Origin of the sequence: Flagellimonas sp. MMG031 (assembly GCF_040112705.1) — a bacterium.
Taxonomy (GTDB): Bacteria; Bacteroidota; Bacteroidia; order Flavobacteriales; family Flavobacteriaceae; genus Flagellimonas.
On the sequence record NZ_CP157804.1, the window covers coordinates 2,556,237 to 2,573,536 of the forward strand.

Annotated in this window: 22 protein-coding genes; 6 read left to right on the top strand and 16 right to left on the bottom strand. The window is 45.4% G+C overall.

Annotated elements, in window-relative coordinates; translation table 11 throughout:
* Positions 1-39: 39 nt before the first annotated feature.
* The 7 genes from ABNE31_RS11555 to ABNE31_RS11585 all read right to left on the bottom strand — a co-directional run bounded on the left by ABNE31_RS11555 (position 40) and on the right by ABNE31_RS11585 (position 4,656).
* Positions 40-270, bottom strand: coding sequence for a hypothetical protein (locus ABNE31_RS11555; RefSeq protein ID WP_349351244.1), 231 nt, complete (start codon positions 268-270; stop codon positions 40-42).
* A gap of 226 nt (positions 271-496) precedes the next feature.
* Positions 497-874, bottom strand: a complete 378-nt coding sequence (locus ABNE31_RS11560; RefSeq protein WP_349351245.1) for a DUF302 domain-containing protein — start codon at positions 872-874, stop codon at positions 497-499.
* A gap of 12 nt (positions 875-886) precedes the next feature.
* On the bottom strand, positions 887-1,768 hold the full coding sequence (locus ABNE31_RS11565; protein WP_293282551.1) for a helix-turn-helix domain-containing protein: 882 nt from the start codon (positions 1,766-1,768) through the stop codon (positions 887-889).
* 324 nt (positions 1,769-2,092) lie between these two features.
* Entirely contained in the window at positions 2,093-2,509 is a 417-nt protein-coding gene (locus tag ABNE31_RS11570; protein ID WP_349351246.1) for a nuclear transport factor 2 family protein, read from the bottom strand.
* A 69-nt stretch (positions 2,510-2,578) separates the two neighbouring features.
* Entirely contained in the window at positions 2,579-3,046 is a 468-nt protein-coding gene (locus tag ABNE31_RS11575; protein ID WP_349351247.1) for a YHS domain-containing (seleno)protein, read from the bottom strand.
* A 26-nt stretch (positions 3,047-3,072) separates the two neighbouring features.
* A complete protein-coding gene (locus ABNE31_RS11580; protein WP_349351248.1) occupies positions 3,073-3,618 on the bottom strand; it encodes a carboxymuconolactone decarboxylase family protein in 546 nt (181 codons plus the stop codon).
* A gap of 303 nt (positions 3,619-3,921) precedes the next feature.
* Positions 3,922-4,656 carry a cysteine hydrolase gene (locus ABNE31_RS11585; RefSeq protein WP_179385870.1) on the bottom strand — a complete coding sequence of 245 codons (735 nt, stop codon included), beginning with the start codon at positions 4,654-4,656 and terminating at the stop codon, positions 3,922-3,924.
* 463 nt (positions 4,657-5,119) lie between these two features.
* Between ABNE31_RS11585 and ABNE31_RS11590 the strand changes: the two genes are divergently transcribed.
* Positions 5,120-5,440: a hypothetical protein gene (locus ABNE31_RS11590; protein WP_349351249.1), complete on the top strand. Its 321-nt coding sequence runs from the start codon at positions 5,120-5,122 to the stop codon at positions 5,438-5,440.
* 12 nt (positions 5,441-5,452) lie between these two features.
* Here ABNE31_RS11590 and ABNE31_RS11595 read toward each other — a convergent pair whose 3' ends face one another.
* The 8 genes from ABNE31_RS11595 to ABNE31_RS11630 form a co-directional block, all read right to left on the bottom strand.
* Entirely contained in the window at positions 5,453-6,646 is a 1,194-nt protein-coding gene (locus ABNE31_RS11595) for a sorbosone dehydrogenase family protein (protein WP_349351250.1), read from the bottom strand.
* Positions 6,647-6,792: 146 nt separating this feature from the next.
* Positions 6,793-7,038: a DUF4251 domain-containing protein gene (locus ABNE31_RS11600; RefSeq protein ID WP_349351251.1), complete on the bottom strand. Its 246-nt coding sequence runs from the start codon at positions 7,036-7,038 to the stop codon at positions 6,793-6,795.
* Positions 6,998-7,354: a DUF4251 domain-containing protein gene (locus ABNE31_RS11605; protein WP_349351252.1), complete on the bottom strand. Its 357-nt coding sequence runs from the start codon at positions 7,352-7,354 to the stop codon at positions 6,998-7,000. The genes ABNE31_RS11600 and ABNE31_RS11605 overlap by 41 nt, the downstream gene beginning before the upstream one ends.
* 64 nt (positions 7,355-7,418) lie before the next feature.
* A complete protein-coding gene (locus ABNE31_RS11610; protein WP_293289286.1) occupies positions 7,419-8,336 on the bottom strand; it encodes an EamA family transporter in 918 nt (305 codons plus the stop codon).
* Positions 8,337-8,430: 94 nt separating this feature from the next.
* Positions 8,431-8,763, bottom strand: coding sequence for a hypothetical protein (locus tag ABNE31_RS11615; protein WP_179385875.1), 333 nt, complete (start codon positions 8,761-8,763; stop codon positions 8,431-8,433).
* 162 nt (positions 8,764-8,925) lie between these two features.
* Positions 8,926-9,618, bottom strand: a complete 693-nt coding sequence (locus ABNE31_RS11620) for an OmpA family protein (RefSeq protein WP_306012951.1) — start codon at positions 9,616-9,618, stop codon at positions 8,926-8,928.
* Between the two features lie 4 nt (positions 9,619-9,622).
* Positions 9,623-10,108 carry a lipocalin family protein gene (locus tag ABNE31_RS11625; protein WP_349351253.1) on the bottom strand — a complete coding sequence of 162 codons (486 nt, stop codon included), beginning with the start codon at positions 10,106-10,108 and terminating at the stop codon, positions 9,623-9,625.
* Positions 10,109-10,196: 88 nt separating this feature from the next.
* On the bottom strand, positions 10,197-12,176 hold the full coding sequence (locus tag ABNE31_RS11630; protein ID WP_349351254.1) for a dehydrogenase E1 component subunit alpha/beta: 1,980 nt from the start codon (positions 12,174-12,176) through the stop codon (positions 10,197-10,199).
* Positions 12,177-12,287: 111 nt separating this feature from the next.
* Between ABNE31_RS11630 and ABNE31_RS11635 the strand changes: the two genes are divergently transcribed.
* From ABNE31_RS11635 to ABNE31_RS11655, 5 genes are all read left to right on the top strand, one after another.
* On the top strand, positions 12,288-13,238 hold the full coding sequence (locus ABNE31_RS11635; RefSeq protein ID WP_349351255.1) for a 2-oxoglutarate and iron-dependent oxygenase domain-containing protein: 951 nt from the start codon (positions 12,288-12,290) through the stop codon (positions 13,236-13,238).
* A 2-nt stretch (positions 13,239-13,240) separates the two neighbouring features.
* On the top strand, positions 13,241-13,570 hold the full coding sequence (locus tag ABNE31_RS11640) for a translation initiation factor (protein WP_349351256.1): 330 nt from the start codon (positions 13,241-13,243) through the stop codon (positions 13,568-13,570).
* A 144-nt stretch (positions 13,571-13,714) separates the two neighbouring features.
* The gene (locus tag ABNE31_RS11645) at positions 13,715-14,647 is read left to right on the top strand and encodes a DUF1835 domain-containing protein (RefSeq protein WP_179385881.1); all 933 of its coding nucleotides are present in this window, start codon (positions 13,715-13,717) and stop codon (positions 14,645-14,647) included.
* 3 nt (positions 14,648-14,650) lie between these two features.
* Complete coding sequence (locus ABNE31_RS11650) at positions 14,651-15,538, top strand: nucleoside phosphorylase (RefSeq protein ID WP_349351257.1); 888 nt, start codon at positions 14,651-14,653, stop codon at positions 15,536-15,538.
* Between the two features lie 70 nt (positions 15,539-15,608).
* Positions 15,609-16,457, top strand: a complete 849-nt coding sequence (locus tag ABNE31_RS11655; RefSeq protein WP_349351258.1) for a substrate-binding domain-containing protein — start codon at positions 15,609-15,611, stop codon at positions 16,455-16,457.
* A gap of 56 nt (positions 16,458-16,513) precedes the next feature.
* Here the strand turns inward: ABNE31_RS11655 and ABNE31_RS11660 are convergent, their stop codons facing one another.
* The gene (locus ABNE31_RS11660) at positions 16,514-17,179 is read right to left on the bottom strand and encodes a uracil-DNA glycosylase (protein WP_179385884.1); all 666 of its coding nucleotides are present in this window, start codon (positions 17,177-17,179) and stop codon (positions 16,514-16,516) included.
* Positions 17,180-17,300: the final 121 nt, after the last annotated feature.

Genomic DNA, 17,300 nt, shown 5'->3' on the forward strand with positions numbered 1-17,300 from the left:
GTTATATTTTTAATTATGTACTTCTATACCTTTAAATTGTTAAAATTTAAATTCTATATCCTTCCCCCTGTCTAGCTCTTTTGAAAACGACCTAATTACCTCAGCCACCTTTTCTTTTAAGGCACGCTCCATTTTTTTTACATCATCATCATTATATTCATAATTATTCCTATTGGAGCATTTTTCCAAACTATCCAGACCTTTTAATACACCCGCAACTCTATTTGCCGCTATCCTTTCAAATCTTTCTCTTCTCGGGGATGTTTTCATATTAAAATATTTTTGATTTGTTAAAAATAGAAAAAATATACTATATAACAAATAATGTATACTTTATTTTGTATTATATGTGTCATTATTATATATTTTAGTGCAATATATTAAACCCTAAATAGTCTATAAAACAACTTAAACCAACTACAATTATCACCTAAAAAATAAAAAAAGCCCTAAAGGGCTTTATCAATCATCCAAAATGTCTAAAAATCCAACCCTCCTAAAACGCCACTATACCCCGCACCCGTTCCAACAACTCCTCCGCCATTTCTGGTTCCAATCCATAATCCTGTAAGCTGCCCACCGGGTTTTTAAAGCTTAATTGGGTGGTATGGGCGTCAATTTCTTGCAATACCAGTTTTAAGGGGATATCGTTAATGGCCAAAGGATCGTTCGCCATGATCTGGGCAATGTATTTGGGCTCAAAAAAGAGCAATTGCCGCAAGGGCGGTATGGTAATCCCGTGCTTGGCCACTATGGTCTGGGTGTCGATCTCGTGCAGCAGCAAAAAGCCGTGTTCGGTAATCCGTTGCTTTAGGGTGCCGTACACCTGCCCAAAGGGCAGCGGCAGCAATTGGTGTTCCACATGGGCTTTCATAGGGCGGTGGGGTTAGGCCATGGCGCGGGCAAAGCCCACATTTTCGCGGTAGGTACTGGGCGAGATATCTGCATTGTTCTTAAAAAAGCGGCTAAAGTAGTGCTCATCGTCATACCCCAGATCGTAGGCAATCTCCTTTACGGTCTTGTTGGTGAGGTACAGCTCGCGCTTCGCCTCGATAATGATCCGCTCGCTGATCAGGTTGGTCATGGTCTTGTTAAAGTGGTTCTTGGTCATTTTCGCCAAGGCTTTGGGGCTTATGTTGAGCAGATCGGCATACTCCCCGGCAGAGTGCATGGTCTTGTAGTGCGTCTCAATCAGGTTTTTGAGCTTTTGCAGGATAAAGGGCTCCTTTTCGTCGGGGCTTCCCTCCAAGGCCTCCGGCTGTTGCTTGGCCTTGGCGCGGGAGGTGGTGATCAAAAAGATCTTTAGGTAGGAGACGAGCAATTCGTACTGTGCCAGTTCTGGTTTTTGTACCTCGGCATACATCTGCTGGATGAGCAGCTCGAGCTCGTTTTGGATATCGGCCGTAACCTGCAGCATGGGCGGACTGTAAATATTGTTGAACAGTACTCCGTGGCAGGCCACCTGCTCGTGGTGCTTGTGGATACAGAAAAAATCGGGATGGAACTGCAACACCACGCCCTCCAACGGTTCTTCCTCGGTTAGCGCAAAAGGTTGATAGGGCGTTACGGCAACTAGGGTGTTTGGCGTAAACGTGTACTCCGAAAAGTCCACTTGGGCGGTACCCCTCCCCTTTTTGATCCAAATCAAGGAATACTGATTCAACCGGTGCAGATCGCAAAACTGGCAGCCATCCTCAAATTCGGAGAGCTTAAAGGCCAGGTTTCCAGTCTGTTCGTCGATGAGCGTGTTGGTGTTGTAGATGTCCATGTTTGTTTAGTTATCAGTTATCAGTTGGCAGTTGTCAGTAATCAGTTTTCAATTGTCTGCATTTTGCAATCTACAATCCTATGTCATTTCGAGTGGTTTTTGGACCGGGGTCCAAAAATTGTATCGAGAAATCCTTCTTGCGTACAAAACCTAGTTCTCGATACTTTTTCCTTCGGAAAAAACTCGAACTGACGGGTTTCAAAATGCTGTGTCACTTCGAGCGCAGTCGAGAAGTCTTTTGTCGCGATTACTTTTAAGCGGTCTCGACTTTAGTTTATCTTGAGCGAAGTCGAAAGACTCGAAGTGACATAACTCCAAAAATGACTAAAGTCTTCGCTCCGATTCGGCTATCGGCAAATCGTTGATGCTGGCATAGCGCTTCTGCATCAGCCCATGCTCGTTGAACTCCCAATTCTCGTTTCCATACGCGCGTATCCACGCTCCTTCGGCATTCTGGTATTCGTATTCAAACCGAACTGCAATCTTATTGTCGGAAAAGGCCCATAGTTCCTTTCTCAATTTGTAATTTTTTTCTTTTTGCCACTTTTCCGTCAAAAAAGCGACCACTTCCTCGCGCCCGTTGATAAACTGGGAACGGTTGCGCCATTCGGTGTCCACCGTATAGGCCTGGCTCACCTTTTCGGGGTCTTGACTGTTCCAGGCATCTTCCGCCAATTGTACTTTTTCTCGTGCGCTGGCCTCGGTAAAGGGAGGCAGCGGATATTTTTTCTCGATGTCCATCTTGTTATTTTTTTGCATTAAAAAAGGGCAGGACCTATGGCGGGACCCTACCCTTACTGCTAATTAAAACTACTTACTGTTCTTTACTTTGGGCCAATTGGCATGTGCTGCCGTTTTAAGCTCCGTGGTACGTTGCCCCCAATCTTCGTATGTGTTGAACGGTTCCCCGTTGAACGGGCCATTGAAGAAGAGGTACAATTTGCCATCGATCACCGTATAGGTTTCGGGGTTGATGGGAAACTTGGCCTCTTTGGCCCCTACGCCCCAAGCACAGTAGCCATCGAACTGGGGCAAATACTGGTTAGGCGATTGTTTAAAGGCGCTTTGGTTCGCCTTGCTGGCAAAATAATAGGTAGCACCATGGTGCTTAACCGCATAGCTCTTGCTCCCTTTTTGGGCTGCGCCGGAAAAATAAGCGACCACATCGTACCCGCCAATGGCAAGGCCGTTATCATCTACCGGAGGGGTCTGGGCATTCACGCTGATGACAGCCAAGAACATCAATCCTAGAAGTACTACATTTTTGATTGTTTTCATCTTTTCTGATTTTTAATTGTTACTGATTAGACCGTTGCGGCTTCCACTACGGGAAAGTCGATATCGGTATTGGCCGTATTGTTGAAATAATTGGTCAATATGTTCAAGGCTACGTGCGCTACGATCTCGCCGACGGCCCCATCGGAAAAACCGGCAGCCTTTACGGTTTCCACATCTTCGGAGGATACCCGTCCGTTTTTGGAGATCAAGGTCTTGGCAAGCTGAAGCGCTGCGGCCACCTTAGGGTCGGAGTTGATGCCGTCCCTAGCGGATTGGAGCGTACTGGTGTCGATGCCCACCAACTTTTCCCCGATAAAGGAGTGTGCGGAAAGGCAGTAGTTACAGGCGTTGGACTCGGCAACGGCCAAGGCGATGAGCTCGCCCAATCTACCGCCCAAGGACCCTTTGCCCAAGGCTTCGCTCAAGTTCAAATAGCCTTCCAAAACGGCTGGGGAGTTCCCCATGGTACGCATCATATTGGGAACCATGCCCAATTTGCCTTGGATACCTTCAAATAATTCTTTGGATCTTCCAGTTGCTTCCTTTGGATCTAATGCTTGTAATCGTGTCATAACTTTCTGTTTTTGATTTATGATTTGCTTGTCAACTTTTGACATGACAAAGGTGGGGCGCTGTGCGCTGGGATAAAATGGACAGATGGCGCAAGTCCGTGGACAATTTTCCCTACATGGGCAAAAAGTTGGTTTCCGTCGACCCGAACTTGCCTGCCTGCCGGCAAAAGTAGGTTTCAGCTTCTCATAACGATTTGCAAAAATGGATGGGATTCAGAATGAGGTATTTCAACAAAAAAACAAAGGACCGAACCTACGGTCCGGCCCCTTGCCACTCCACTTCAACATCAACCACATGAAAACTTATTTTACCGGATGCATTTTGAGCTCTTTCACCAATTCGTCGGTGGTAAACACCCGGCTGGAAATCATTTTATAATTGGTTTGGGCAGCTTGGTCGCCATCCAATCCGGGCAATTTGGCAGAAGCGGTGGCATCGCCCACCACGGCCACTTCAAAACCGTTCTCCACCAATTCCCTCATGTGCGATTCGGCACACAGGTTACCGGACATTCCGGCCAAGATCACCTTGTCCACGCCTTGTTTGCGCAATTGTAGGGCCAAATCGTTGGACTCGGAACCGAACACTTTGTGCGGGCTGGTGACCACTACCCTATCCTTTTCAATGTATTTTTTGTAGCGGGGCAACCAATCGGCACCGGAACCTTCAAAACCTTCCACATTGAGTTGGTCCCCACGATCGAACATGCTGATGTTGTGCATCAATTTTTCGAGGGTTCCCTCGAACTTCCACACATGGTCGTGCTCATAATAATAATGGGGAGAGATAAAAACGGGGATGTTGTACTGTTCCCCTAATTTAAAAATGGTCTCCAAGTTCTCAATGGTGTTGTTTTCCTGCACGCTTTGCCCCACGGCACCCCAGGCCACACCATCGGGACTCAGGAAATCGTTTTGTGGGTCGGTGATTACAATGGCGGTGGAACCGTCAATAGTGAATCCAGGTTCTGGTAATTGGGCAAACACACCCGTAATGGTAAATAGGAACAATGTTACTGTTCGCATCAAATTTTTCATGGTATTTTATTTTACTGATTCAACTTAATTTTTGATGGAACAAAGTTGGGGCAATCGCAGTTTCGAAAAAATGGACGGACTTCGCTAGTGAATGGACAATTTTCCCTTTTTCAGCACTTTTGGAAAGAGGCAAAAATCGCATCCATGGATCGGGAAGGGCCATTCGTCAGATCAAAAGGGGCATCCGTCAATTGGCTGCGAAAAATTATTGCATATTGTGTAGCTTGCTTATAAAAATTTAAAGAGTATGACTATAATTGATACCATAAATACCTTACAAATTATTTGTTTGATTCTGTTGGGCTGTATCATCTTCATGATCGGTTGGATGTTCGGGGCCATCTTTACCAAAAAATACCCCGTTTGAAGCAATACAGTCATTTTTTGACCGTTCGAGAAGACTCCAAACCTTATTAAAACCTACTGAGCCATCTATTGGAGAGACACTAGCATTGAACGTATTTTGGCCTATTGTGGCGATGATCAGTTCACCATTCGTATCGACCTTATGTGCTCGGGTGAAGTCCGTTATTTGTGCTGGCACAAGAGCAACAGCATTTTGGCCAAACCTAATTTGATTCTTCGCCAGGGAACCATTACTGAAAATGAGGACGGTGCTGGCGCTGAATACGTATTCCATTACAGGGGATGCATCTATACCGTAGAGCACCTTCGTTCGGACGACGGCCGATCAGATTTGTTCTTTGTAGAGGTGACCGACCCAGACCAAAAAAAAAGTACTTGGAAAATGGAGCAAATGTCCATTCCCAAGTACCTTCTCTAAAATCGTTATGTTTTATCCTTTATAGGTGACCCTGTAAATGGCATTGCCCTCATCATCCGAGATGAGCAAGGAGCCATCTTCCAAGAACAACAGGTCTACCGGACGCCCAAAGGCTTCTTGGGCCTCCTCGTCCAACCAACCATCAATAAAGGGTTCATAGCTTACGGCTTTTCCATTTTCCAATTTTACCATAGTAATCCTGTAGCCGATTTTCGACGAACGGTTCCAAGAGCCATGTTCTGCAATTAGCGCATGTCCTCGGTACGCTTCGGGGAACATGGGACCTTTGGCAAATTTAACCGCCAAGGGGGCTACGTGCGGACCCAAGGGCTGTACTGGTGGCACAAAATCGGAACAGGGACGCTGGTCCCCATATTCGGGATCTTTTATGGTGCCGCCATGGCAGAAGGGATAGCCGAAGTGTTGGCCCACTTCGGTCAATTTGTTCAATTCGCAAGGTGGTATATCATCACCCATCATATCCCGACCATTATCGGTAAACCAAAGTTCTTGGGTTTCGGGATGCCAGGTAAAGCCAACAGTGTTTCGAACCCCATGGGCCACTATTTCACGATTGCTGCCGTCGGGGTCCATTCGGGTGATGGAGGCGTAACGCTTGTCCACCGTTGCACTGTCGCAAATATTGCAGGGAGCGCCTACGGGCACGTACAATTTATCATCGGGTCCAAAGGCAATGTACTTCCAACCATGATGAAATTCGGTGGGATAGTCATCGTAAATCAATTCGGGTTCTTGTGGATTCTCCAGCTGGGATTCAATATCCGAGTATTTGAAGAGACGGCTTACGGCGGCCACATAAAGAGCGCCATCTTTCACCGCTACGCCATTGGGCTGTTCCAAATCGGTGGCAATGGTGTAGGTTTTATCGGCCTTGTAATCCCCATCGGTATCCTTTACGGCATAAACCTTTCCTTCGTTGCGGGTTCCTACGAACAAGGTGCCATCAGGCCCCATGGCCATGGAACGGGCGCCCTCCAAGTTTTCGACATAAGTGTCAATATGGAAACCTTCGGGAAGGTTGAGTCTATCCAATGGTAAATTTCCCGTGTATTCTGTTTCCGTAGTGGTTTCGGCATTCTCTTCCGAAGCTTCTTCTTTGTTTTCCGAGTTGCCTTTACAGGAAAGAATAACTACGGAAAACATCAGTAGCAACAAAGACCTGAAGGTCAATTGATTCATTTTCATTTTGATTTTTTAGGTGTTTTGGTTTCTGAAAGCTTAAAGCTATGATAAAATCATGGAAAGCGGAAGCGGTTTGGATTTGGATATTGAATGGGTGCATTTAAAATATTGATGCAGTACACCAATATGGCTACCACGCACTTAGCCTCCTACTCTTTTTTCTCGTACTTGGAGACGTTCCCCTGATACCCGATATTCCTGCGATGTGAACTTGAGATGGTCAACAAGGCATTTCCATTGGGGAAGAGCTGCGCGTACACTTGGTAGTTCTCCAAATCGTCATTAATGGTAAACCGCATAATTTTTCCGGTCTCCCTTTTATTGGATGAAAAGGAAAGCTCCTTGGGCACGCCATCAAACCGGATTCCCGCCTTTTTTTGGGTTATAATGTCCACCAATTTGCCGTTCACCAAAATAGGGTAGATTGGCCTTAACGGTATCTCCTACCATGCGGAAATATCCACCCGTTGTGGTAATATCGATACGATTGGCCGTACTGCCAAAAGGCAGCAATCCGGCATTGGTAATATTGTTCATCCCTTGGCTCGGCATGGGCTGTGCCCATAGGGCCTGAATTTCAAAATTTCGATTCTCTATCATATCGTCCAGTGCGGCTATTTCTTCTGGGGTTGCACTATTCTTGTTGGATGCACAGGCAAGGGTCATCAGCAGTAGCATAAAAGCCCCGATTTTTGCTGTAGTCTTCATCATTATGGTTTTTAGTCCATAGAAAATACAAAAAAGCGGTGTCAATCCCTCAAAAAATAACGCAGTCTTAACGTTTGAAGCGCTCGAAGATGGCCAGTGTTTTCTTGGTGTTGATGAAGTACACCCCCGTTAACAGGATCACGGCCGCCACTATGGACTGCAGGGTAATCTGTTCATCCAAAAAATACCATCCCAACAAAAGGGCCACAATGGGATTTACGTAGGTGGAAGTAGCCACCTTTTCCGGGGAAACGGCCTTGAGCAAGTAGTTAAAAGAGGTAAAGGCCACGATGCTTCCCAAAAAAACCAATAAGAGCATGGAGACTTGGACTTCGGTACTCCAGCCCAAGGGTGATGACCATTCCTCGCCGAAGGCAAGGCTCATCAGCCCCAAAATGATGCCTGCAAAGAACATCTGATAGCCGGTGTTCACAAAATAATTGGTGGGAAGGTCCGCTTTGGCCACAAAAAGACTGGCATAGGCCCAACAGACCAAACAAAAGAAGATGGTCACCATCCCCAAAATGGATTCTTCTTGCGCAATGATCTGTTTTTGACTTACCAAAAGGTAAATGCCCAAAATCCCCAGGAGTACCCCGACCATGGACATAGGCTGTATCTTTTTACCTTGCAAGATGCGCATCAATAACAGAATAATCAGAGGTTGAGCGGAGATTTCCAAAGCGGCAAAACCGGTATCCACATACCGCAATGCCCAAACGACAAAGCCGTTTCCAATGCTTAAAAAAAGTACGCCCGCAATAATGGTATTCCAGAGTTGTTTTTTGGTGATGCTAAGGCTGATTCCCATGATTTTTGCCAAAAGGAAAATGCAAAGCCCTGCCACGGTAAAGCGGCAACCCGCCAGCATAAATGGCTCCAGTTCCAATACCGCAATCTTGTTCAACAAATAGGTAGAGCCCCAAATGACGTAAATGGCAAAAAATGCCAGTATCACCAAGGCGGAATTTGAGGATTTTCCCATAGCAAGCTGGTTTAACTGCGCTGCAATATTACGCATGTTTCAAAAAGAAACTACTATGGCACGGCGAATTGGGTCAAAAATAAATCGGAGATTTTTAAAGGGGCTTGTCCAGCTCCAACAAATACGAGGCGAAATCACTCTCCAACTTTTTAAAGCGTCTGATGTGGTTTTCCACTTCGCTTTGGTCGAGGTCGCTAAAATCAAGATGTCGCTGGCGAATGATGGTCATGATACGGGCATCGTATTTTTTGAAGTTCTGAATGCTTTTGTTCAATTCGTAAAACTTTTCGAACCTTTTGGGGCATTTGGGCTCGTGGGTATAGGATTTCAACTTTTCGTTGAGTCGCTGCACCATTCTATGATTGCGTTCCACCCGCATCACCAATGCTTGTTGTTCTTTGGTGCTATAGTGGGTCAAGTGGCTCATATAGGGGTTGAAATTTTAACATTAATGAATTGACAACCTTTAAGTTAAACAAAATCCGTTAAATCTTGCTGGACTTAACTAACATTTAATGGTTTATTTAACATTCATAAAAAAAGGCCCGGATTTTCCGGACCTTTCTCAATTTGTATGTGGTGAAATTGTTTAATTACCAGTTTGCTCGCGGGCTTCTTCCTTAAGCTCCTCGCTGGCAATAATGGCCAACTCCACGCGACGGTTTGCCGCTTTACCCGCAGCGGTCTCATTGCTTTCCACAGGTTGTTCCTCCCCATACCACTTGGTGGTAAAGCGTCCGCTGGAAATTCCCTTTGAAATCAAATAGGAGGTTACGGATTGTGCCCTACGTTGGGATAGGCTCATATTGTATTCCGCAGCCCCATCGCTATCGGTATGGCCTTCCACCAAAATATTGGTTTTGGGATACTCTTTAAAGATTCCTGCCAATTTATCTAAAGTAGCGGCAGAGGCTCCCTTGATATCGGCTTTATTGGTATCAAAATAGACACCGTTTTCTCCACTAAAGGTCACGTTGATTCCTTCACCGACACGTTGTACCTCTGCGCCTGGGATTTCTTCCTCGATACGCTCGGCCTGACGGTCCATTCGGTTACCGATATAACCTCCGGCAGCACCACCTACAACAGCACCGATTATGGCGCCCAAAGCGGTATTGCCCTTTCCTACATTATTGCCGATAACACCACCGATCACTGCGCCACTTCCGGCGCCGATGGCAGCTCCTTTTTGGGTGTTGTTTGCATTTTTGACGGCGTCGCAACTAATGATCATGGACAGCGCCATAAAAGCCGCTGCTCCTTTTAAAACTATATTTTTCATCTAATTATCTTTTTGAGAATTCGTAAACAATGGTCACAGGCTGACCATCCACAGAGACATTGGAGTTCAAGGTCATGGATTGCTCGGACAGGCTAACAATGTTCAAACGGTAGCCATAACCACCTGAAATATCCTTCCGGTTTTCATCGATAAATTTAAACTGAAGTTGGCTCTGATAGTTTTGCTCCGGTTCCACCACGGACCATCTAAAAAAACGGTCTCCGCCTTGGCAGAGCGAACTTTGGGCAATGGTGTAACGCCCAGTACTGTTGTTGTCCCGGAAAAACCATTGACTGCCTTCGAAGCAGATATCCTCTGCATCGTTGAATAAGGTGGATTTAAAGTTTCCTGAATTGTTTTGGTAATACACATTGTCCAAATTCCAAGAACCGCTGAACAGATTGCGTTGCGTTCTAGCACTTTTGGAAACGGAACACGATGAGAGCAATAAGCCCATCAAGGTCATCAATAAAAGTGATCGTTTCATCATAAGTAATTAAGTTAATGTTCAAAAAATATACGATTGGGGACGTATGAATAGTTGTTAAAGTATAAAAAAAAAAGCTAAGTCGCTCATTTTAATACCGATATAATTCGAGTAATTCCTGCTCAAACCTATTTTTAGGCAAGTAATTGGATTCCAGCGACTTGGCAAACGGAACAGGTGTTTCAAGACTCCCTACCCGCTTTACAGGCGCATCCAAATATTCAAAACAATGCTCCATGACCATGGCCGAAATATCACTGGCAATTCCGCCAAATAGGGTATCCTCTTGCAGTATGATGAGTTTCCCTGTTTTCTTCACGGAAGCATAAATCGCTTCGGTGTCCAATGGTTGAAGTGTGCGCAGATCTAGCAGGTCAGCATCGATTTCGGGATGCTTGTCCATGACCTCTAAGGCCCAATGTACCCCTGCACCGTAGGTCACCACGGTAATGGAATCGCCCTTCTGGAGCAACCTCGCCTTACCAAACGGCAAGGTATAATAATCGGTGGGCACCTCTCCCTTTACGCTACGGTACAAACCTTTATGTTCAAAGAACAACACGGGATTGGGATCATTGATCGCGGTATTCAAAAGGCCCTTGGCATCATCGGGGAAGGCAGGATAGACTACCTTAAGCCCCGGGGTTTTGGTAAACCACGCCTCGTTGGTCTGGGAATGGAACGGACCCGCACCTACACCACCTCCGCAGGGCATTCGTATCACCACATCCGCTTTTTCGTTCCAACGGTAATGCGTTTTGGCCAAATAATTGACAATCGGATTGAACCCAGAGCTCACAAAATCTGCAAACTGCATTTCCACAACGGCCTTCATCCCATTAATGGATAGTCCCATGGCAGTAGAGACAATCGCGGATTCACAAATGGGCGTGTTCCGAACACGGCTCCGTCCAAACTTGGGCACAAATCCTTCCGTTATTTTAAAAACCCCGCCGTATTCCGCCACATCCTGTCCCATGATGATGAGTTCGTTATGGCGGTACATGGACTGCTCCAAACCTTGTGAAATGGCATCGACAAACCGCAGTTCTTCCTTGGTGTTTGATTTAGGTTCAATAGGTTGATATTCAAATTTTTGATAGACATCTTCTAATTCTTTACTTTCATCTGATGAAATCTCAGGTTCATCAAACGCCAATTGTAAATTTGAATTGATTTCCTCGCTGATTTCCTCCTTGATGCTATCGATATCCTCTTGGGAAATCAAACCTTGTTCCAACAAAAAGCTTTCATAATTGGCAATGGGATCCTTTTTGGCCCATTCTTTCATCAACTTATCCGGGACATATTTGGTGCCGCTGGCCTCCTCGTGCCCACGCATCCGGAAGGTCTTGAATTCCAAGAGCACTGGCCGTGGTCTTCTTCGGATAGCTTTGCAGAGCTCATCCACCTTGGCATACACCTCCAATATATTGTTGCCGTCAATGATCCGTGATTCAATACCGTAGCCTTTGGCCCTATCCGCCAAATGCTCACAATTGTACTGTTCGTTGGTGGGCGTGGACAGTCCATAGCCATTGTTCTCGATACAAAAAAGCACAGGAAGGTTCCAAACAGAGGCAACGTTGAGCGCTTCGTGGAAATCCCCCTCACTGGTAGCTCCTTCCCCGGTAAACACGGCGGTCACCCGCTTTTTCCTGCGTAGCATATCGGCCAGGGCAATGCCATCGGCCACTCCCAATTGTGGCCCCAAGTGGGAGATCATCCCCACGATCTTATATTCCTGGGTACCGAAATGAAAACTTCGGTCCCGGCCTTTCGTAAAGCCGCTTTGCTTGCCCTGCCATTGCGCAAAGAGTCGGTGCAATGGAATGTTACGGGAAGTGAACACCCCTAAGTTTCGGTGCATGGGCAGAATATATTCACTGGTCTTTAGGGCGTTGGTCACGCCAACGGAAATGGCCTCTTGGCCGATACCGCTAAACCATTTGGATATTTTGCCCTGACGGAGGAGAATCAACATTTTTTCCTCGATCATTCGAGGTTTCAACATTCCTTTGTACAGTTCCAGCAACTTCTCTTGTTCCAAGTTGCCTACATGATACCTCATATTTAAAAATTAGGTTGGTTAAAAGTAGTAAAAAGGCGTTCAAAACCATTCAAAAATTCCAAAACCCTCGGCTTAATTCCTTATTTTTGACGCTACATCAAAGATGACGATATGAGTGCGATTCCAAGCGTAGACCTGAGCGATTTTGTCTCGGGCGACCCCAAAAGAAAAGAAAAGTTTGTCAAAGAAATAGGCGCCGCTTTTGAAGATATTGGCTTTGTGGCACTAAGCGGACATTTTTTATCGGACGAGCTGGTCGACAACCTGTACACGGAAATCAAAAAGTTCTTCCATCTTCCGCAAGAGGTAAAGGACAAATACGAGATTGAAGGTATTGGAGGGCAACGCGGCTACACTTCCTTCGGAAAGGAGCATGCCAAAGGAAAAAAAGAGGGTGACCTCAAGGAGTTTTGGCATTTTGGCCAATATGTAGAGGATAATCCACAATTAAAAGAGGAATACCCGGACAACGTCATCGTGGAGGAGCTTCCCGATTTTAATGAAGTAGGCAAAGAAACTTATAAAATGCTGGAAAAAACCGCCAAGTACGTGCTCCGGGCCTTGGCGCTGCATTTAGACTTGGAGGAAACCTATTTTGACGACTACATCAAAAATGGCAACTCCATTTTGAGGCCCATCCACTATCCGCCCATTACCGAAGAGCCCAAAAATGCCGTGAGAGCGGCAGCGCACGGCGACATTAACCTGATTACGTTGCTGATGGGCGCCCACGGGAAGGGATTACAAGTAAAGGACCACCAAGGCAACTGGGTGGATGCCATTGCGCAACCGGACCAATTGATGATCAATGTTGGCGATATGCTGTCACGACTTTCCAACAATAAATTGAAATCGACCATACACCAAGTGGTAAATCCTCCCAAAGAATTGTGGGGCACCTCCCGTTACTCTGTGCCGTTTTTTATGCATCCGGTGAGCGATATGCCCTTAAATTGTCTTGAAAACTGCATTGACGAGGACAACCCCAAAGGGTTTGCAGATATTACCGCTGGGGAGTATTTGCACGAGCGCTTGATTGAATTAGGACTCGTAAAAAAGTAAGCATGGACTTTAAAGACCAGTTAAAAAACCTTTTTCCCGATCACGAACCGGAAGAAACGCCGGAAACCAACGAAGAGAAGTCTACCTATTGGCTTCAGGACGATCCGATTATCTGTAAATACGAAAAACGCAAAGGGAAGCCCGTCACCATCATCGAAGGGTACAATGGGGCCGATAGCGATTTCAAAAAACTGGCCAAAGACCTAAAAACACTGCTAGGTGTGGGCGGTAGTTTCAAAAATGAATCCATCATCATTCAAGGGGATTATCGGGACAAAATCATGGATTTTCTAAAGGAAAATGGCTTCTTGGTGAAGCGCGTGGGCGGATAAGCAAAGGATTTAACAAAAAAACGATTACATTTTTAATTCATGTTAAAAACTTGCGTTACAGACCAATGTTTTGTGAAAAAATTTTTGAATTCCTGCTTTAAACATTACTTTTATTCTTCCTAACCAACGAAAACTAAACTGAAAATGAAATCACTGTTGCACATAACCAACGGGGACAGTTTCACGTCTAGGTTACAATCTTTGCAATTTAAGGGAGATGTAATCACCTGGAGGGAAATGCTTTGCGAAGGCAAGACCCTCTCCACAGTAGGTAGCGAATCCTTCTGGAAGACTAGGTTCGAATTTTTGAACAAGAACTACAAGATTTCCAAATCGTGGTTCATCGAAAAAACCCTCAAAGAATATCGATCACTTTGTAATCACAAGCAGCAAGATCATATTGTACTGTGGTTCGAGTACGACCTTTTTTGCCAGATAAACATGCTGGCGGTGCTCAGTTGGCTCAAAACCCACCGTAGACATGCCGAAGTATCCTTGGTTTGTAGTGGTAAAGTGGAAGGCTCCACTAAACTATATGGCCTAAACGAACTTAGTGATGCCAAATTGATGGAGCTGTACGACAACAGAAAGGTGCTTTCCCAGGACGATATTGAATACGCCGACTACATTTGGCAACTCTATTGCAGCGATAATCCAATCCGTTTGGAAAACCAAATGGCCAACAACGATTTCCAGTTTGAATACCTCTCAGAGGCGCTTAAAACCCATTTAAAACGCTTCCCTACCATCAAAAATGGATTGAACGACTTGGAAAATCACATCTTGGAAGTAGCCAAGGAACAAAAACCAAAATCCAAAAAGGAATTGATGGGCAACCTTTTGGCCAACCAAGGCTATTACGGATTTGGAGACACCCAATACGACCGAATGATTACCTCCCTAAAGCCATTGTTCAGCTCCTTTAATCCGGTCAAGTTGACCAAAAAAGGATTGCATGTACTCAAACAGGAGACAAACTACTATTCGGAACTACGTGATAATCAAATGTATTTGGGCGGCTCCTTAAAGTATAACTTCCTATACAACACGGACACCGAACGAATCCTGAAACTTTAATTTATGGATGCTTCACTGGGCAATTCAGAGCTGATTCTGAATGCTGATGGGAGCATTTACCATCTCAATCTTCTTCCAGAGGATATTGCGGACACCATTATCACCGTCGGAGATCCCGATCGCGTGAAAGCGGTTTCCAAATACTTTGATACGGTAGAAATCAAGAAACAAAAGCGGGAATTTGTAACTCACACGGGTACCTATGCCGGCAAACGTATTACAGCGATCTCCACAGGCATTGGCACGGACAATATTGACATCGTTTTTAATGAATTGGATGCGCTAGCCAATATCGATTTCAAGTCAAGGGAAATCAAACCACAGAAAAGAACACTGAATTTTATACGGGTCGGTACATCTGGTTCCCTGCAGGCCAATATTCCCGTAGACTCCTTTTTGATGAGCAGCACAGGTGTCGGGTTTGATAATTTACTACACTTCTACGATGGTGGACACATCAAAAACCAAGCCTTGGAAAAGGCCTTGAGCGATTACTTGGGCTGGAGCCATTACCAAATCCACCCCTATGCCGTTGATTTTGATCAAGATTTAGCCAATCAATTTATTGATAATCGTATACGATTTGGAATAACTGCAACTAATTCAGGTTTTTATGGTCCGCAAGGAAGGTCGTTGCGACTAGCACCCGCCATCAAAGACTTCAATGAGAAATTAGCTGGTTTTTCATATGACGGGAGACAGATTACTAACCTGGAAATGGAGACATCCGGTATGTATGGCCTCGCTAAATTACATGGACACCGTGCTGTTTCGCTCAATGCTATCTTGGCCAACAGGGCCACTGGGGAGTTTTCCAAAAATGGACATCGAACCATTGATGAGCTGATACAGTTTACCTTGGAACACCTCTCCAAAAGTCAACTGGTATAATTTTTTGGATGGATTTTTTTGACAGATACCAAACGGCATCCTATTTTTAAATTTCTAAGCACAAAACTATATGAAAAAGGTACGCATCATTGGGGTTCCAGAGCATTTTAATCTGCCTTGGCATTTAGCTATGGAAGACAACGCTTTCGAAGACAGGGGAATTGAGCTCCAATGGACCGATATACCCGAAGGAACGGGTAAAATGACCCAAATGCTTCAAGATGGGGAAGCCGATATGGGCATTATTCTCACCGAAGGCATCATCAAGAGCATCTCCCAAGGCAATCCAAGTAAAATTGTGCAAACCTACGTGTCGTCCCCCTTGCTTTGGGGTATTCATGTAGCCGCCAACAGCGACAGAACTTCGATTGCTTCATTGCAACATGATAAAGTAGCCATCAGCCGCATGGGAAGTGGAAGCCATCTCATGGCCTACATCAATGCGCAAAACCAAGGTTGGGACACAGGAAACCTTCAATTTGAGATCATCAACAACCTCGATGGTGCCGTGGAAAGCTTAACTCAGGGTTCCGGCGCTTATTTTATGTGGGAACATTTTACCACAAAGCCGTTGGTGGACAAAGGAATCTTCAAACGCGTTGGCGACTGCCCTACTCCATGGCCCTGCTTTGTGATTGCAGCAAACAATAGCTTTTTACAAGCGAATGAGGGCTTGGTAAAACACATTTTGGAAGTGATCAATACCTATACCGTGGAATTCAAACAAATTCCCAGTATCGACAGAACCTTGGCCAACCGCTACGAACAGCAATTGGAGTATATACAACAATGGCTTTCCAAAACCCACTGGGGACAGGAACAACTCTCCGAAAAGACCATCAATGAAGTACAGGCCAGACTGCACGACCTGAATTTGATAGCGAAGATTCAGGATGCATCATACTTCCTTTGGAAATAGTTTTTCAAAAAGTGATGTCAGGTCCATCGGAGTCGAAAGGCACGAGGTGACAGATGTCACCAATCAATCGGCTCTTTCCCCATTTGGGCCAACAATTTGTTCGTAGCGCTAAAATGCTGATTGCCAAACCATAGACCCCGGTTGGCACTCAAAGGACTCGGGTGTCCCGATGTGAGGATGTGATGCTTGGTTTTGTCGATAAGCTTTGCTTTTTTCTTCGCGAATCCGCCCCAAAGCAAAAACACCACTCCTTCCAGTTCGGTGGAAACCGTTTGAATGACCGCGTCCGTAAAGCGTTCCCAGCCTTTATTTTGATGACTGCCCGCTTCATGGGCCCGCACCGTTAGCGTAGCATTGAGCAACAGTACCCCCTGCTCCGCCCAGCGTTCCAAATTGCCGCTTTTCGGATAAGGTTTTTGTACATCCACTTTGATTTCCTTAAAAATATTCACCAAGGATGGTGGGTGTGGGATGCCATCCTTCACGGAAAAACACAGGCCATTGGCCTGATTGGGCCCATGGTACGGGTCCTGCCCTATGATCACCACCTTGGTTTCTTGGAACGGACAATGGTCAAAAGCAGAAAAAATGTCCTTACCCTTTGGGTAACAGGTATGATTTTGATATTCCTGCTTCACGAATGTTGCCAAATCCTGAAAATAGGCTTGTTCAAATTCCCGGTCCAACTGCGCTTTCCAACTGGGTTCAATGTTCACGTTCATGCCGTTTCTTACTTCTTTTTGGTCAATTTATAGATCAAATAGCCAATGCCGGCTACAAAATGCAACAAAATCACCGCTGCAATAATATAGATTACCGTGTTATCGCCTCTCATCACTTTGT

What these genes read in the sequence shown, in the direction of transcription:
- ABNE31_RS11635 (WP_349351255.1), top strand. Translation starts at nt 12,288, where the DNA reads ATGAGTGCGATTCCAAGCGTAGACCTGAGCGATTTTGTCTCGGGCGAC.
- ABNE31_RS11650 (WP_349351257.1), top strand. Translation starts at nt 14,651, where the DNA reads ATGGATGCTTCACTGGGCAATTCAGAGCTGATTCTGAATGCTGATGGG.
- ABNE31_RS11555 (WP_349351244.1), bottom strand. Translation starts at nt 270, where the DNA reads ATGAAAACATCCCCGAGAAGAGAAAGATTTGAAAGGATAGCGGCAAAT.
- ABNE31_RS11595 (WP_349351250.1), bottom strand. Translation starts at nt 6,646, where the DNA reads ATGAAAATGAATCAATTGACCTTCAGGTCTTTGTTGCTACTGATGTTT.
- ABNE31_RS11645 (WP_179385881.1), top strand. Translation starts at nt 13,715, where the DNA reads ATGAAATCACTGTTGCACATAACCAACGGGGACAGTTTCACGTCTAGG.
- ABNE31_RS11640 (WP_349351256.1), top strand. Translation starts at nt 13,241, where the DNA reads ATGGACTTTAAAGACCAGTTAAAAAACCTTTTTCCCGATCACGAACCG.
- ABNE31_RS11580 (WP_349351248.1), bottom strand. Translation starts at nt 3,618, where the DNA reads ATGACACGATTACAAGCATTAGATCCAAAGGAAGCAACTGGAAGATCC.
- ABNE31_RS11620 (WP_306012951.1), bottom strand. Translation starts at nt 9,618, where the DNA reads ATGAAAAATATAGTTTTAAAAGGAGCAGCGGCTTTTATGGCGCTGTCC.
- ABNE31_RS11655 (WP_349351258.1), top strand. Translation starts at nt 15,609, where the DNA reads ATGAAAAAGGTACGCATCATTGGGGTTCCAGAGCATTTTAATCTGCCT.
- ABNE31_RS11570 (WP_349351246.1), bottom strand. Translation starts at nt 2,509, where the DNA reads ATGGACATCGAGAAAAAATATCCGCTGCCTCCCTTTACCGAGGCCAGC.
- ABNE31_RS11660 (WP_179385884.1), bottom strand. Translation starts at nt 17,179, where the DNA reads ATGAACGTGAACATTGAACCCAGTTGGAAAGCGCAGTTGGACCGGGAA.
- ABNE31_RS11625 (WP_349351253.1), bottom strand. Translation starts at nt 10,108, where the DNA reads ATGATGAAACGATCACTTTTATTGATGACCTTGATGGGCTTATTGCTC.
- ABNE31_RS11565 (WP_293282551.1), bottom strand. Translation starts at nt 1,768, where the DNA reads ATGGACATCTACAACACCAACACGCTCATCGACGAACAGACTGGAAAC.
- ABNE31_RS11575 (WP_349351247.1), bottom strand. Translation starts at nt 3,046, where the DNA reads ATGAAAACAATCAAAAATGTAGTACTTCTAGGATTGATGTTCTTGGCT.
- ABNE31_RS11630 (WP_349351254.1), bottom strand. Translation starts at nt 12,176, where the DNA reads ATGAGGTATCATGTAGGCAACTTGGAACAAGAGAAGTTGCTGGAACTG.
- ABNE31_RS11615 (WP_179385875.1), bottom strand. Translation starts at nt 8,763, where the DNA reads ATGAGCCACTTGACCCACTATAGCACCAAAGAACAACAAGCATTGGTG.
- ABNE31_RS11610 (WP_293289286.1), bottom strand. Translation starts at nt 8,336, where the DNA reads ATGGGAAAATCCTCAAATTCCGCCTTGGTGATACTGGCATTTTTTGCC.
- ABNE31_RS11585 (WP_179385870.1), bottom strand. Translation starts at nt 4,656, where the DNA reads ATGAAAAATTTGATGCGAACAGTAACATTGTTCCTATTTACCATTACG.
- ABNE31_RS11605 (WP_349351252.1), bottom strand. Translation starts at nt 7,354, where the DNA reads ATGATGAAGACTACAGCAAAAATCGGGGCTTTTATGCTACTGCTGATG.
- ABNE31_RS11560 (WP_349351245.1), bottom strand. Translation starts at nt 874, where the DNA reads ATGAAAGCCCATGTGGAACACCAATTGCTGCCGCTGCCCTTTGGGCAG.